The organism is Modestobacter marinus, from assembly GCF_019799945.1.
Taxonomy (GTDB): domain Bacteria; phylum Actinomycetota; class Actinomycetes; order Mycobacteriales; family Geodermatophilaceae; genus Modestobacter; species Modestobacter marinus_B.
Genome location: NZ_JABGCH010000004.1, coordinates 216,818 through 230,064 on the forward strand (window position 1 = coordinate 216,818; position 13,247 = coordinate 230,064).

10 protein-coding genes are annotated in these 13,247 nt (G+C 74.8%); 6 read left to right on the forward strand and 4 right to left on the reverse strand.

Annotated features, from left to right (window positions below; all coding sequences use genetic code 11):
- Positions 1-75: 75 nt before the first annotated feature.
- The 4 genes from HK417_RS06170 to HK417_RS06185 all read left to right on the forward strand — a co-directional run bounded on the left by HK417_RS06170 (position 76) and on the right by HK417_RS06185 (position 7,249).
- Positions 76-4,728: a cation-translocating P-type ATPase gene (locus tag HK417_RS06170; RefSeq protein WP_222264430.1), complete on the forward strand. Its 4,653-nt coding sequence runs from the start codon at positions 76-78 to the stop codon at positions 4,726-4,728.
- A 37-nt stretch (positions 4,729-4,765) separates the two neighbouring features.
- Positions 4,766-5,374, forward strand: coding sequence for a hypothetical protein (locus tag HK417_RS06175; RefSeq protein ID WP_222264433.1), 609 nt, complete (start codon positions 4,766-4,768; stop codon positions 5,372-5,374).
- A gap of 125 nt (positions 5,375-5,499) precedes the next feature.
- The gene (locus HK417_RS06180; RefSeq protein WP_222264435.1) at positions 5,500-6,009 is read left to right on the forward strand and encodes a GNAT family N-acetyltransferase; all 510 of its coding nucleotides are present in this window, start codon (positions 5,500-5,502) and stop codon (positions 6,007-6,009) included.
- Positions 6,010-6,121: 112 nt separating this feature from the next.
- Complete coding sequence (locus tag HK417_RS06185; RefSeq protein WP_222264436.1) at positions 6,122-7,249, forward strand: alanine racemase; 1,128 nt, start codon at positions 6,122-6,124, stop codon at positions 7,247-7,249.
- Positions 7,250-7,331: 82 nt separating this feature from the next.
- Here HK417_RS06185 and HK417_RS06190 read toward each other — a convergent pair whose 3' ends face one another.
- Positions 7,332-7,721, reverse strand: coding sequence for a hypothetical protein (locus HK417_RS06190; RefSeq protein ID WP_222264438.1), 390 nt, complete (start codon positions 7,719-7,721; stop codon positions 7,332-7,334).
- A 392-nt stretch (positions 7,722-8,113) separates the two neighbouring features.
- On the opposite strand from HK417_RS06190, the gene HK417_RS06195 reads away from it, so the two are divergent.
- The gene (locus HK417_RS06195) at positions 8,114-9,637 is read left to right on the forward strand and encodes an MFS transporter (protein WP_222264440.1); all 1,524 of its coding nucleotides are present in this window, start codon (positions 8,114-8,116) and stop codon (positions 9,635-9,637) included.
- 318 nt (positions 9,638-9,955) lie between these two features.
- Here HK417_RS06195 and HK417_RS06200 read toward each other — a convergent pair whose 3' ends face one another.
- Positions 9,956-10,291: a hypothetical protein gene (locus HK417_RS06200; RefSeq protein ID WP_222264442.1), complete on the reverse strand. Its 336-nt coding sequence runs from the start codon at positions 10,289-10,291 to the stop codon at positions 9,956-9,958.
- A gap of 454 nt (positions 10,292-10,745) precedes the next feature.
- On the opposite strand from HK417_RS06200, the gene HK417_RS06205 reads away from it, so the two are divergent.
- Complete coding sequence (locus HK417_RS06205) at positions 10,746-11,054, forward strand: hypothetical protein (protein WP_222264445.1); 309 nt, start codon at positions 10,746-10,748, stop codon at positions 11,052-11,054.
- 636 nt (positions 11,055-11,690) lie between these two features.
- Here the strand turns inward: HK417_RS06205 and HK417_RS06210 are convergent.
- A complete protein-coding gene (locus HK417_RS06210) occupies positions 11,691-12,311 on the reverse strand; it encodes a hypothetical protein (protein WP_222264447.1) in 621 nt (206 codons plus the stop codon).
- 285 nt (positions 12,312-12,596) lie between these two features.
- Positions 12,597-13,196 (reverse strand): hypothetical protein, encoded by a 600-nt coding sequence (locus tag HK417_RS06215; protein ID WP_222264449.1) that lies wholly within the window; start codon positions 13,194-13,196, stop codon positions 12,597-12,599.
- Between the last annotated feature and the right edge of the window lie 51 nt (positions 13,197-13,247).

Here is a 13,247-nt window from a genome sequence, read left to right on the forward strand (position 1 = left end):
GAGGGCCACGATGGGGACCTGGCTCACGGAGGAGGTCGGCATGCCCCCGACGTCGCCCACCGGGTGCGGTTCCTGATGTCCGTGCTGGGGCTGCGGAGGGCCGCGCGCAGCGCACTGGGTACGACCGCGTCTCTCGCGGCGGCGGGCACCGCGCTGGCGGTGGCCCCCGTGCTCGGGGCGGCCGGTCTGCTGGGCGTACCGCCGGGCGGCGCCTCCCGGGTGGGCGCGGCGGCCGCCGACCTGACCGGCGCGGTCGTCGGAGGCGGGCTCGGCCTGGCCCGGGTCGCCGCCGTCGCCGGGGTGCGCAGCGTCGGCACCCTGGTCACCGGCGCCGACCCGGTGCCCAGCGGCCACCTCCGCGACCTGGCCGCGGCCGCGCACGGGCTCGTCGAGCCGCCGGCCGACCGGCACACGCACCGGGTGTGGGCCGACCACGACCGGCTGCAGGTCGAGCTGGCCACCGAGCCGACTCCGGCCGCCCGGCGGAACCTCCGCCGGCAGCTCGAGCGGCTCGAGGGAGTGGAGTGGGCCGCGGTCAACGACGTCGTCGGCCGGGTGATGGTGGCCTTCGACGAGCGCCGGGTGCGCCCGGATGACCTGGTCGGCGTGGTGACGGCGGTGGAACGGGTCCGCGGCGGCCCCGCGCACGCGCCCCGCACCGACCACCCGGCGGACCTCGAGCCGATGCTCGCCGCCCTCGCCGAGGCGGCGATCGACACCGCGGCCGTGGGGGTCGCCCTCGCGGCCAAGTTCCTGCCGGTGCCGGCGCTGTCCCGGCACGCCACGGTCGCCGTCGTCCTGCTGGACTCCCAGACGTGGCTCAAGGACCGGCTGTCCCGGCGGATCGGCCCGCTGGGCACCGAGCTCGCCCTCGACGCCACCGGCGCGCTGCTGCACGCGCTCACCCAGAGCCCCACCGTGCCCGCGCTCAACGCCACCGCGTCGCTGCAGCAGGCCCTCGCGGTGCGCGCCCGGCGGCAGGTGTGGGGGCGCCGGGAACGGGAGCTGTGCGGCCCGGTGGCGGAGGACGAGCCGCCGCTGGAGCCGCCCGGACCCCGCCCGGGGCCCCTGCCGCCGGGGCCGGTCGACCGGTACCGCAACCGCCTGGGCCCGACCACGCTCGCCGGATCGCTCGCCGTCCTCGCGCTGACCCGGCGGCCGGGCCGCTCGGCGGACTTCATCAAGGGGCTCTCCCCGAAGGCCGCGCTGAACGGCCGGAGCTCCTTCGCCGCCGTCCTGGACCTGATGATGTGCCGCCGCGGGGTGCTGCCGCTGGACGGGTCGGCGTACCGGCGGCTGGACCGGCTGGACGCCGTCGTCGTGGACAGCGCCGCGCTGTGCACCGGCCCGCCGGTGGTGATCGAGGCTTCGGCCGAGGCCGACGGCTGGGACGACGCGCGGGTGTGGACGACGGCCACCGGCCTGCTCCGCGAGGACTACACCGCGGCGGACGACGGCGCCCTCCGGCTGGGCCAGCCCGGCGAGCGCCCCGACGCCCCCGGAGGCGAGGTGCGGGCGCTGTACGAGGGGCGGCGCCAGGTCGGCACGGTGACCGTCGCCCCCGAGCTGGACCCGCACGCCGAGGGGCTGCTCGCCGCCGCGACGGAGGTCGGGCACCGGCTGGTCCTCACCGCGCACGTGGGCACCCGGGAGATCGCCTCCTCCGCGGAACAGGCTGATCCGGGCGAGGAGCCGCTGGTCGCGGTGGTGCGCCGGCTGCAGGCCGAGGGCCGCGGCGTGCTCGTCGTGTCCGCCGCGGACGACGCGGCCCTGCTTGCCGCCGACGTGGGGATCGCCCCGGCCCGCCCCGGCGTGCGGCCGGCCTGGGGCGCGGATCTGCTCACCGGCCCGGGGCTCACCGACTCGTGCCGCCTCGTCTCCGCCACCGGCGCAGCGCGGGCGGTCAGCCGGCGGTCGGTGGAGACCGGACTCACCGGCAACCTCCTGGGCGGCCTGCTCGCCGCGGTCGGCGCCGCCCGCGGCGGCCAGCGCAAGGCGACGACCCCGGGCAAGTCGGCCACCATCTTCACCATGCTGGCCGGGTCCTGGACCGCGGTCCGGGCGGCCCGCCGGCCGGCGCCGCCGCCGTCGGTGCACACGCCCTGGCACGCGCTCGACCCCGACGACGTGCTGCGGCGGGTCGCCGACCTGCGCACCGAGGACCCCGCGCCGGCCGGGCGGCTGGCCGCCGTCCGCCGGCGGGCCGGGGCGCTGCCCGCGGTCCGCGGCCCGGCCCGGTTCGCCCGCACCGTCGGCGCCGAGCTCTCCGACCCGCTCACCCCGGTCCTCGGGGCGGGTGCCGCCGCGACCGCGGTGCTGGGTGAGTCGACCGACGCGATCCTGGTCGGCAGCGTCACGGCGGGCAACGCCCTGCTCAGCGGCATGCAGCGGATGCGCGCGGAGACGGCGCTGGAGTCGCTGCTGCTCGAGCAGGACGTTCCGGTCCGCCGCGAGACCGACGACGGCACCGAGGAGGTGCCCTCCAGCGCCCTGCGGGTGGGCGACGTGATCGCCGTCCAGTCCGGGGACGTGCTCACCGCGGACGCCCGGCTGCTGGCCGCCGACGACCTCGAGGTCGACGAGTCCAGCCTCACCGGGGAGTCGCTGGCGGTGCTCAAGTCGGTGGCCGCCACGCCCGGGGCGGACGTCGCCGACCGCACCTGCATGCTCTTCGACGGGACCACGGTGGTGGCCGGCACCGGCCGTGGCGTGATCGTCGCCGTCGGGGGCGCCACCCAGGCCGGCCGGGCCGCGCGGGCGGCCGGTGCCGCCGCGCCGCCGGCCGGTGTCCAGGCGCGGCTGGCCGAGCTGACCCGGTCGGTGCTGCCGGTGACCCTGTCCGGCGGCGCGGCGGTGGCGGCGCTCAGCCTGCTGTGGGGCCGCCCGCTGCGTGAGGCGGTCCGGTCCGGTGTGGCCGTGGCCGTCGCCGCGGTCCCCGAGGGCCTGCCCCTGGTCGCCACCGTCGCCCAGCAGGCCGCCGCCCGGCGGCTGTCCCGGCGGGGCGCGGTGGTGCGCAGCGCCCGGGTGCTGGAGGCCCTGGGCCGGGTGGACACCGTCTGCTTCGACAAGACCGGCACGCTGACCGAGAACCGGCTGCGGGTGGCCCGGCTCGTGCCGCTGGACGGGGAGCTGTCGGAGGAGGAGCTGCTCCGGCTCGCCGCGGCCGGCGCCGGCAACGGCGACGACCAGGCGCACGAGACGGACCGGGCGGTGCTCGAGGCCGCCACCGACCGGGAGGTCGTGCCCGACTGCCCACCGGACGCGGCGTTGCCCTTCGCCGCCGGCCGGGGACTCTCCGCCGCGGTGCGGGACGGCCGGCTCGTGGTCAAGGGAGCGCCCGAGGTCGTGCTGCGCCGCTGCGGGGACACGGGGGACGCCGCCGGCCGGGTGAAGCAGCTGGCGGGGGAGGGGCTGCGGGTGCTCGCGGTCGCCGACCGGTCCGTGGACGGGCGGCCCGACGACCTGGACGACGCCGCGACCGACCTCACCCTGCGCGGGCTGGTCGCACTGGCCGACACGGTGCGGTCGTCGTCGGTGGCCGCGATCGAGCAGCTCAGCGCGGCAGGCGTGCGGGTGCTGGTCGCGACCGGCGACCACCCGCAGACCGCCGCCGCCATCGCCGCCGAGGCGGGCGTGCCGAACGCCGACCGGGTGGTGACCGGCAGCCAGCTGGCCCGCGCGTCGGAGGCCGAGCGGGCCCGGATGGTGGCCGAGACGGCGGTCTTCGCCCGGCTCTCGCCCGAGCAGAAGGTGCTCCTGGTCGGGGCGTTGCGGCGTGGCGGGGCGACGCTGGCGATGACCGGGGACGGGGTCAACGACGCCGCGGCGATCCGGCTGGCCGACGTCGGGGTGGGCGTCGCGGGGGCGGAGTCACCGGCCGCCCGCACCGCCGCCGACCTGGTCATCACCGACCTGGACCTCACCCGGCTGGTGGACGCGATCGCCGAGGGCCGGGCGATGTGGTCGCGGGTCCTGGACGCCGTCGCCGTCCTGGTCGGCGGCAACGCCGGCGAGGTCGCGTTCACCGTGCTGGGCACCGCGCTCGGCGGGCGGGCGCCGGTGGGCACGCGTCAGCTGCTGCTGGTCAACCTGCTCACCGACATGTTCCCCGCGCTCGCGGTCGCGGTGGCCGCCCCCCGCACGACCCCGGCGAGCGGTGGCGACGGACCGCTGGCCGGCCACCCGCTGGAGGACGTGCTGCGGGCCGGGCCGCACCGGGGCTTCCAGGCGGCGGTGCGCCGGCTGGTGCTGGTCCGCGGCGCGGCGACCACCGCGGGTGCGACCGGCGCCTGGGCGACCGGGCGGCTGACCGGCACCCAGAGCCGGGCCTCGACCATGGGGCTGGCGGCGCTGATCACCACCCAGCTGGGCCAGACCGCCTGGGCCGGCCGGCGCAGCCCGATGGTGCTGGCCACCGCGGCCGGGTCGCTGGCCGTGCTGGCGGCGATCGTGCAGGTGCCCGGGGTCAGCCGGTTCTTCGGCTGCCGGCCGCTGGACCCGCTGTCGTGGCTGATCGTGCTGGGCTGGGCGGCCGCCGGCACCGCCGGGGCCGAGGTGGTGCCCCCGCTGGTGCAGCGCTGGCGCGGTCGCTCCGGCGGTCCCGGGAACCCGTCGCCTTCCCCGGGCGACGGGGCGGCGAGCCACCGGGCGGGTACGTCCGGTGACACACCTCCGGAGGACGCCGAGCCGGTCCCCGAACCCCTGCACGCGGCGGCGCCCCGTTCCTAGCCTGCGGGAGGACCGATCCCCCGACAGGAGGCGTGCGATGTACGTCGAGGTCGTGCAGGGCAGGACGTCGGACCCGGCCGCGGTTCGGGCGGCGCTCGACCGGTGGGTGCAGGAAGTTGCACCGGGCGCGACGGGGTGGCTGGGGACCACCGCCGGGGTCACCGAGGACGGGCGCGTCCTGGCGGTGGTCCGCTTCGAGTCCGAGGAGGCGGCCCAGCGGGCCGCCGACCGCCCGGAGCAGCGGCAGTGGTGGACCGAGGCGGAGCAGTCACTGGAGGCGGTGACCACCGTCCGGTCCAGCACCCACGTCACAGTGGACCTGCAGGGCGATCCCGACCGGGCCGGCTTCGTGCAGGTGATGCAGGGGCGGACCAGCGACCCGGCCCGTGCGGCGGAGCTCATGGCCCAGGACCCGGACGTGTGGGCGGAGTTCCGGCCGGACGTGCTCGGCAGCGTGACGATCGGCCATGAGGACGGCGGCTACACCGTCGTCCTGTACTTCACCTCCGAGGCCGATGCGCGAGAGGGCGAGCGCAAGGAGGTCCCGCTGCAGCTGCGGGCCGGGATGGAAGAGATGGACAAGCTGGCCGTCGGGCCGACGGACTTCTTCGACCTGCGGGAGCCCTGGCTCCGCTCCCCGGCCTGACCCCCTCCGTCGGCGGCTCCTGGCCGGTACACCGGCAGGACCCCATCGGTGCCGCTCCTGGGCGAGGATGGGCGGCGTTTCACCGCATGCGCCCGCGGGCGTCGGCACGGGGACTGGATGAGCCCATGGAAGCGCAGCACACCGTCGTCGAACCGCTCACGCGTGACCGCGCCGAGGCGCTGCTCGAGGGAGGCGATGCCTTCACACGCGGATTCGGCTACCGGGTGGCCGACGGCTACCTGGAGTTCCCGGAGGCCCTGCCCGCGACCGTGCAGGCGCTCCGGGACGGTATGGACCCCGACTGGTTCGGCTACCTGATCATCGACCCCACGACGACCACGGTCATCGGCCTCGGCGGCTTCACCGGTCCACCGACCGACGGAGCCGTCGAGATCGGCTACAGCATCGCTCCGGCCCACCGCGGACGGGGCCACGCCACCGAGGCCGCCCGCCGCTGGCTCGACATCGCACGCGCCCGCGGAGTGACGCTGGTGCGTGCTCACACCCTCGCCGCGGAGAACCCCTCGACAGCAGTCCTCCGGCGACTGGGCTTCCGACGTACCGCCGAGCTCGTCGATCCCGAGGTCGGCGCCGTCTGGCGCTGGGAGCTGACGACCGACACGAGGCACCCGTAGCGCCGGTGAGCGGCGAGTCGGTGGAGCAGTTGCTGCACGAGCTGCGCCTGTATCGGCCGATCGGCGGGGTCGCCTGGACACCGCAGACCGGGACCTGTGTGATGGTGCCTCGATGCCTCCAACCGCTCGCCGCGCGCATTCGCCACGGACCCTCCTGGGCGGTTCCGGCGATCTCGACGCGCTGCCTCTCGATACGCCGTTCCTGCTGCTGGACGTCGAGGTCCTCGACCGGAATCTGCAGCGGATGGCCGGCGCGGCGGCCGAGTGGGGCATTGCGCTGCGTCCGCATGCGAAGACCCACAAGAGCCTGGACATCGGTCGCCGGCAACTGGCCGCCGGTGCCAACGGGCTGACGGTGGCCACCGTCGCCGAGGCCGAGATCTTCGCCGACGGCGGTGTCCAGGACGTGTTCATCGCGTACCCGGTGTGGGCTGCCGGCGGCCGCGCGCGGCGCCTGCGCGCCCTGGCCGACCGGGTGCAGCTGCGCGTGGGGGTCGACTCCGCCGACGGGGCGCGGCTGCTGGGGACGGCGCTGCGTGGCACCGGTGCCTCGGTGCTGGTCGAAGTCGACGCCGGTCACCACCGCAGCGGCGTGGCTCCCGGTGAGGCCGGGACGGTCGCCGTGGCTGCCGCTGAGGCCGGGCTCGACGTGGTGGGGGTCTTCACCTTCCCCGGGCACGGCTACGTTCCCGGCGCCCGGCGGCAGGCCGCCGAGGACGAGGCCAGCGCGCTCACCGCCGCGGCCGAGCAGCTCGCCCGGGCCGGACTGGCCGCCCCGGTGCGCAGCGGCGGGTCGACCCCCACCGCGGCCCTGACCGGAGCCGGCCCGGTTACCGAACTGCGCCCTGGGGTCTACGCGTTCAACGACGCCCAGCAGGTCGAGCTGGGCTCCTGCAGCTGGGACGACGTCGCGCTGGCCGCCGTCGCGACCGTGGTCAGCGCCCGGGGCAACCGCGTCATCCTCGACGCGGGCAGCAAGACGCTGGGGGCGGATCAGCCGGGTTGGGCGACCGGCGGCGGCCGACTACCCGACCATCTCGACGCCCGCATCACAGCGCTGTCGGAGCACCATGCCACCGTCGAGCTCGGCGACGCGACCACGACCATCCCGCCGGGCGCCCGGGTTCGCGTCGTGCCCAACCACGTCTGCGCCGCAGTCAACCTCGCAGACGAGCTCGTCGCCGTCGAAGGCGCCCGCCTGACCAGCTGGCGCGTGCACGCCCGTGGCGCCAACACCTGACGACCGGCACCGCCGGCGGCTCGCCCCGCCAGGAGATGACGGGGAACGTCCGACCACCTGTGACGTCCTTGGGCTCCGGGCGTCAGGTCAGGATGTCGTCCGCGTCCGGGGTGGACCTCGGGCTGAGCTGCCGGCTGGGGTCGCCGCCGTCGGCCCGGACCAGCCCGGTCCTGCCCAGGACGAACAGCGCCACCAGCGTGACCGCGACGCCGAGCAGTCCGGCCGCGGCGTCGGCGAGGTCGGGGACGTTGAGGAAGGTCACCGCCGACTCGGTGACCACGTTCGCGACGCTCACCGCCGCTGCCCACGCCCACAGCTGCCAGCGAGGTCGGCGTTCCTGCAGCAGGCGTCCCCCGGCCGTCAGCAGCACCATGCTGGACAAGGCGACGTTGCTGATGTGGGTGCGCACGACGTCCCCAGCCGGGAGGGCCTGCCACAGATCCGGGCTGTGCGGGCCACGATGCACAGACACCCATGAGCCCCGTCCGGCCCAGCACAGCCAGCTGCGCCGGGCCGGTGAACCGGAGCTCGGTGGACGCCGGCCGGAGCCGGGCCGCGAGGCGGCTGACGGCCCCGTGCGGGGTCCGGCTGGCGGTTCTGGGCGTGGGTCTTTTCCCGTCGCGTGGTGGCGAGCCGTGCGGGTGATGGTCGCTGGGAACGTGCTGCACGTCCTCGGCGCCGGCACCCGACCGGCGGTCTCGCCGGAGAGCATCGGCGCACCTCGGGCGGAACTGCATGGCCGGCCCGGCGCCGTGCGTTCCTCTGTCATGTCGCCGGGCGATCAGTTCCGGCCGACCATCCGGTCAGAACTGGAGCCGGGTGCGTCCGTGGGGACCGGTGACCAAGAGGAGAGGACGACGAGCCGTGGACGACCGGACGACGACGGGGAGCCCGAGCACGACGGAGGGCGCGGGTAAGGGCGAGGGCCGGCCCGGAGCGACGGCGACGAGCGCGCCGCGGCTGGACCTCCGCAGCGGCACGCAGCGGACGTTCGCCCACGTGCTGGTCAACGCGCTGCTGGTCTCCGTCGTGAACTACACCCTCTGGTTCGCGGTGACGTTCTGGGTCTACCTGCAGACCCGCTCGGTCTTCGCCACCGGGGTCATCGCCGGGATCTTCCTGGTGGCGACGGCGTCCACCGGCATCTGGTTCGGCAGCATCGTCGACCACCACCAGAAGCAGCGGGTGCTGCAGGCGTCGGCGGCGACGTCGCTGGCGATCTACCTGGTCTGTCTGGCCGGCTACCTGCTCACCCCGGCCGAGGTCTTCCGCGACCCGTCGAGTCTGCGGCTGTGGGTCTTCGTGGTGCTGCTCATGCTCGGCGTCATCGCCGGCAACCTGCGCACGATCGCGCTGCCCACCCTGGTCACCCTGCTCGTCCCGGAGGGGCTGCGCGACCGGGCCAACGGGCTGGTCGGCACCACGTCCGGGGTGTCGTTCCTGGTCACCTCGGTGATCAGCGGCCTGCTCGTGGCGGCCGGCGGCATGCGGTACGTGCTGCTGCTCGCCGTCGCCGTCCTGGCCGGCTCGCTGCTGCACCTGGCCCGGGTGCAGGTCCCCGAGCGCCGCGTCCTCACCTCGGCGGCCGCCCACGGCCAGCCGCCCGGCTTGCCGGGCGGTGCTGCGGATCCGGGGCGCGGCGTTGACGTCCGGGGAACGCTGCGGCTGGTCCGCGGCGTCCCCGGCCTGCTCGCGCTGATCGCCTTCTCCTGCTTCAACAACTTCCTCGGCGGGACGTTCATGGCGCTGATGGACGCCTACGGCCTGTCCCTGGTGTCCGTCCAGGTCTGGGGCCTGCTGTGGGGGGCGCTGAGCGCGGCGATGATCGTCGGCGGCCTCGCCGTCGCCCGGTTCGGGCTGGGCGCCAACCCGGTCCGCACACTGCTGCTGGTCAACGTCGTGCTGTGGCTGGGGACGGCGATCTTCCCGCTGCGGTCCTCGATCGTGCTGCTGGCGGTCGGGATGACCGTCTTCCTGTTCCTCATGCCGTTCGCGGAGGCATCGGAGCAGACCGTGCTGCAGCGCGTGGTCCCCTACGAGCGGCAGGGGCGGGTGTTCGGCTTCGCGCAGAGCGTGGAGCAGGCCGCGTCCCCGCTGACCGCCTTCCTCATCAGCCCGGTGACGCAGTTCGTCGTCATCCCGTTCATGACCGACGGCGCCGGCGCCCGCGCGATCGGCGGCTGGTTCGGCACCGGCCCCGACCGCGGCCTGGCCCTGGTGTTCGTGGTGACCGCCCTGGTCGGCCTGCTCGTCACCCTGCTCGCCCTGGCCAGCCGTCCTTACCGGCGGCTGTCCACCGCCTACCGCACCTCGGCCGTGTCGGCGGGCGCCGACCACAGCCCGGCGGTCGAGGCGACCGTGGGCCCGTCAGCCTCTGACGCCGCCTGACGCAGCCGGGACCGCGATCGGCGGGCGCGTAGCGCCGAGGCCCCTGGCGTGAGGTCGGGCACAGGCGGGGTGCAACGACCCAGGCCCGGCATCGACCTCCGCGTGCCTGACGTCCGGGGGCTCACGCGCCGCCGTGAGACGGACTTCGGCCGGGTGACGGCCGCCCGCTGTCGACGCCGTCCGCGCCGAGATCTGCGAGACGCTTCGTCTGGCAGGAACGTCGACAGCGCCCATTGCCGAGGCGAGGGCGCCACCACCCCGGGCGCGGCTGACCGGTCGGAGCCTGCCCGGAGGCCCGGGCCGGCTCTTCCGGCGATGTCACCCGTCGACGCGATCCCGCAGGTAGTCGCTGATGGCGTCCCGCAGGCTGCGCAGCGCGTCGAGGTCGTCCCGGTCGCGCTTCCATCGCCGGAACAGGGCGTCGATGCGGCGCACGCTCCGCTCCTCCCGAAGGACGGCGTTCTCGGGCTCCGGCTCCACCAACTCCGCTCGCCCGCCCCCTAGCCGGACGCCGTCGCGACGTCCGTAGCGCTCCTGGTAGGGAACCCCGTCGCTGCTCATGCAGCGCACGAAGATCTCGGCCCCGGTCAGGCGCACCACGGTTCCGGTCCTCCGCTCGGGCTCGCGGTAGGGCTGGGATGCCTCGATCGTCACCTCATCGCCGACGGTGAGGGCAGCAAGCCGGTCGGCAGACAGTCGGTTCTCAGCGCTCAGGGGGGCCTCCGTGCTGCTCGGAACGGCTCCCCCTGGACGGCGTGACCGTAGCTTCCGGCCTCGCCCCGGAACAGGCATACGTGCAGCTACGTGCCGTTACCGGCGTCAGCCGGAACCGACACCACGACTGGGCTCAATCGTCCGCTACCCGGCGCGAAGCCGAGTTCCCACCGTTCTCCCCGCACGAAGGCAGGGAGGACGAGGAAGATCGGATCAACCCGGTGGTCTTCTCCATCCACGCCCGCAGGGACAGGACCTGCTCTTGCGGACAGGCCGTCGACAACGCGACGTGGCCGCGCCGCCGGTCGCCTTCCCGGCCATCCTGCGCCGGACTAACCTGGGCTCCCGTTCGGCGGGAACACCGGGCGGGGCCCTGAGGGAAGCGGAGTTCGCCATGACCCACGGGCTTGTCATGAACGTCCCGGCACCGATCACGTTCTACGACGCCTTGCATGGCGAGGTGGCGCGGCGCAGCACCGCTGGGGTCGACGGCCTGCTGCTGCACGTAGGCCGGGCAACGGACGATGGCTTCCAGGTGCTGGAAATCTGGGAGTCGAAGGAGAAGTGCGACCGCTTCTTCGCTGAGGTCGTCGGGCCGGCGATCGCCTCCGTGTCGGGCGGCCAGACGCCGCCGGGCGAACCGGTGATAGCGGAGTTCGAGCCGCGTGGCCTGATCATTCCCAGCGCGGCCATCGCCGTCTGACGGATGAGTCGGCGTCCACCAGCCACGACGGGGCGCGGCCATGGGTCTCCCGCGGCGCGGCAACGGGGCCCATCTCACCGGAGCGACTGGACGTCCTTGGGCGGGCCGCTCGGGGACGTGGAGCGGCTTCACGGACAGCGGCTCAAGTCTCGCGCAGGGTGGTTTCGCGCTGATCCCTAGCGCTTGCGGCTGAAGACTTGCACGAGAAGCACGATTCCGGCGCCGCACGAGACGTAGCCGCAGAGCAAGATCAGCCCACCTCCGATATCGGCAGGCTGACGGATCAACGAGTAGAGCCCGACGAGCAAGAGGGCCACAACGATGAGGACGAACGGCGCAGCGAAGCCTGGCCCGGTAGATCGGCTCACGGAGTTGGCCACCCCCTCCAGTCGGCTCCTGGAGTGGATCATGGGCGTCCATCGACCGCACAACAGGTCACCCGATCGATTCGTCGTGCGACGCCGACACCAGCGTGATGTCCCAGAGTGGGCCGCTCACGGATACGGGGCGGTCTCCGGGACACCTGGTGAGCTCCTCTGCCGCTCAGGCCCACCGGAGGCCGCCGCACCACGAGTTCGGCCGGCCGGTGACCGCGGGTCACCCGGCGCAACTCCTGCCGTGGCCGGCTCGTCTGGGTCAGGAGACGCGGACGAACTCCCGCCCGTTCCAGTGCCAGCGCACGGTGATGGGGATCGACGGGCCGCTGGCGTGGGAGTCCTCCGGCGCGTAGGCCGTCATCGCGGCGACGATGTCGCCGCCCTGGACCGACAGTCCGGCCGGGTCGTAGAGCGGCGGCAGGATCGTCGCCTCGCGCAGGGTGAGTGGGCTGGGCAGCAGGCCGAGCCGTTGGCCGGACGCGGCGAACACCTGCACCTCCTGGACGATGCCGTTGGACGGCTGCGGTGAGCACTGCAGCAGCACGACCGTGTCCGGTTCGCCGTCCCCGTCGACGTCCCCCCGGGCCTCGGCCTCCAACCGGACCTCGTAGTGGTCGTAGTACGGGGGCCGGCTCCCGTCGGCGGGCACCCACGCGGCCCCGCCGGTGAGCGTCGCTGGCATACCGTCCGGGACGATCCCGTCGCACGTCACGCGGTAGGTGGCATCACGCCAGTCGGACGCCGCCGCCGAAGAACCAGCGGTGGCCTCACCGCCGCCCGTGGCGGCGCAGCCGGCCAGCAGGCACCCCGCCATGCTCGCGGCCAGGAGTCCGGTCGGTGTCGACAGCCGGGGTCCCGGCACCATCCACGACAGGGACATCGGCCCATCCCCCTCGGCCGGTAGTGCGAGGGCATCCCCTCAACACCGAGCGTGCCACCGGAAGGCTGTCTGTGGTGGGTCACCGCGGCCCGCGGGGTACGGGTCCCACCCGCGCTGCCGGGTGGAGCGGCTCATGAGTGAGCTCGGACTAGCAGGCGCGGCGCTGCGAGCGTGGCGGCCGTGGCCCGTTCCTCGTCGGTTCCCGTCGGAAAACGGCCGCCCAGCACCGTCACGAGCACGCGCTCGGGAACACGCAGCAGGTCGGGGACGGTGGGCGGCGCGCCGTCAACCGACGTCCGGGCTGCCGACCTCTGCCCGGATCGCCGTGAGCATCTGCTCGTTCTCCTCGCGCCGGGCCTCGAGCAGGCGGCGCAGATCGTCCTCGGCCGCGACGTGACCCTGGAAGGCGTCGAGGACGTCGGTCGTGGTGATCGCGGCGATGTCGTGAGCACCCATCGGCAGGTCGACTGCCGAGGTCATCTCCGCAGCGGCAGCCTGGAGATCGGCGGCGGCGCTGTGCAGCCGGTGCGCCACACGCTCGTAGACACCCTGTTCCTGTGCCGCAGCGGCATCGCCGGGGTCGAGAGCGCGGACGTGGACCTCGAGGTTCTCCGCCAGGCCGGCGGCGACCGCGGCCAGCGCGGCCGGCACCACCGCGCTCTGCGCCAGGCCGCGCCCGCAGGTCGGCTGCTCCTCCACCGTCTGGCTCCTCTCGTCACACTGAGATCTGCAGCAGGGCAGTCCGCTGGCCGCCCGCAGCGGTGCATCACTCTGCCCTGCTTCGCCGGCCAGATGATCGATCGCGCCACAGCGGGTGCGGGTTCCCTTGGCGTCGCGGACATGACCGTCCGGCGGATGGACCATGTCGGAGTCGTCGTCGACCACCTCGCGGCTGCTGTCGCCGTCATGCCCGAGCCGACGGCACCGAACGCGTTC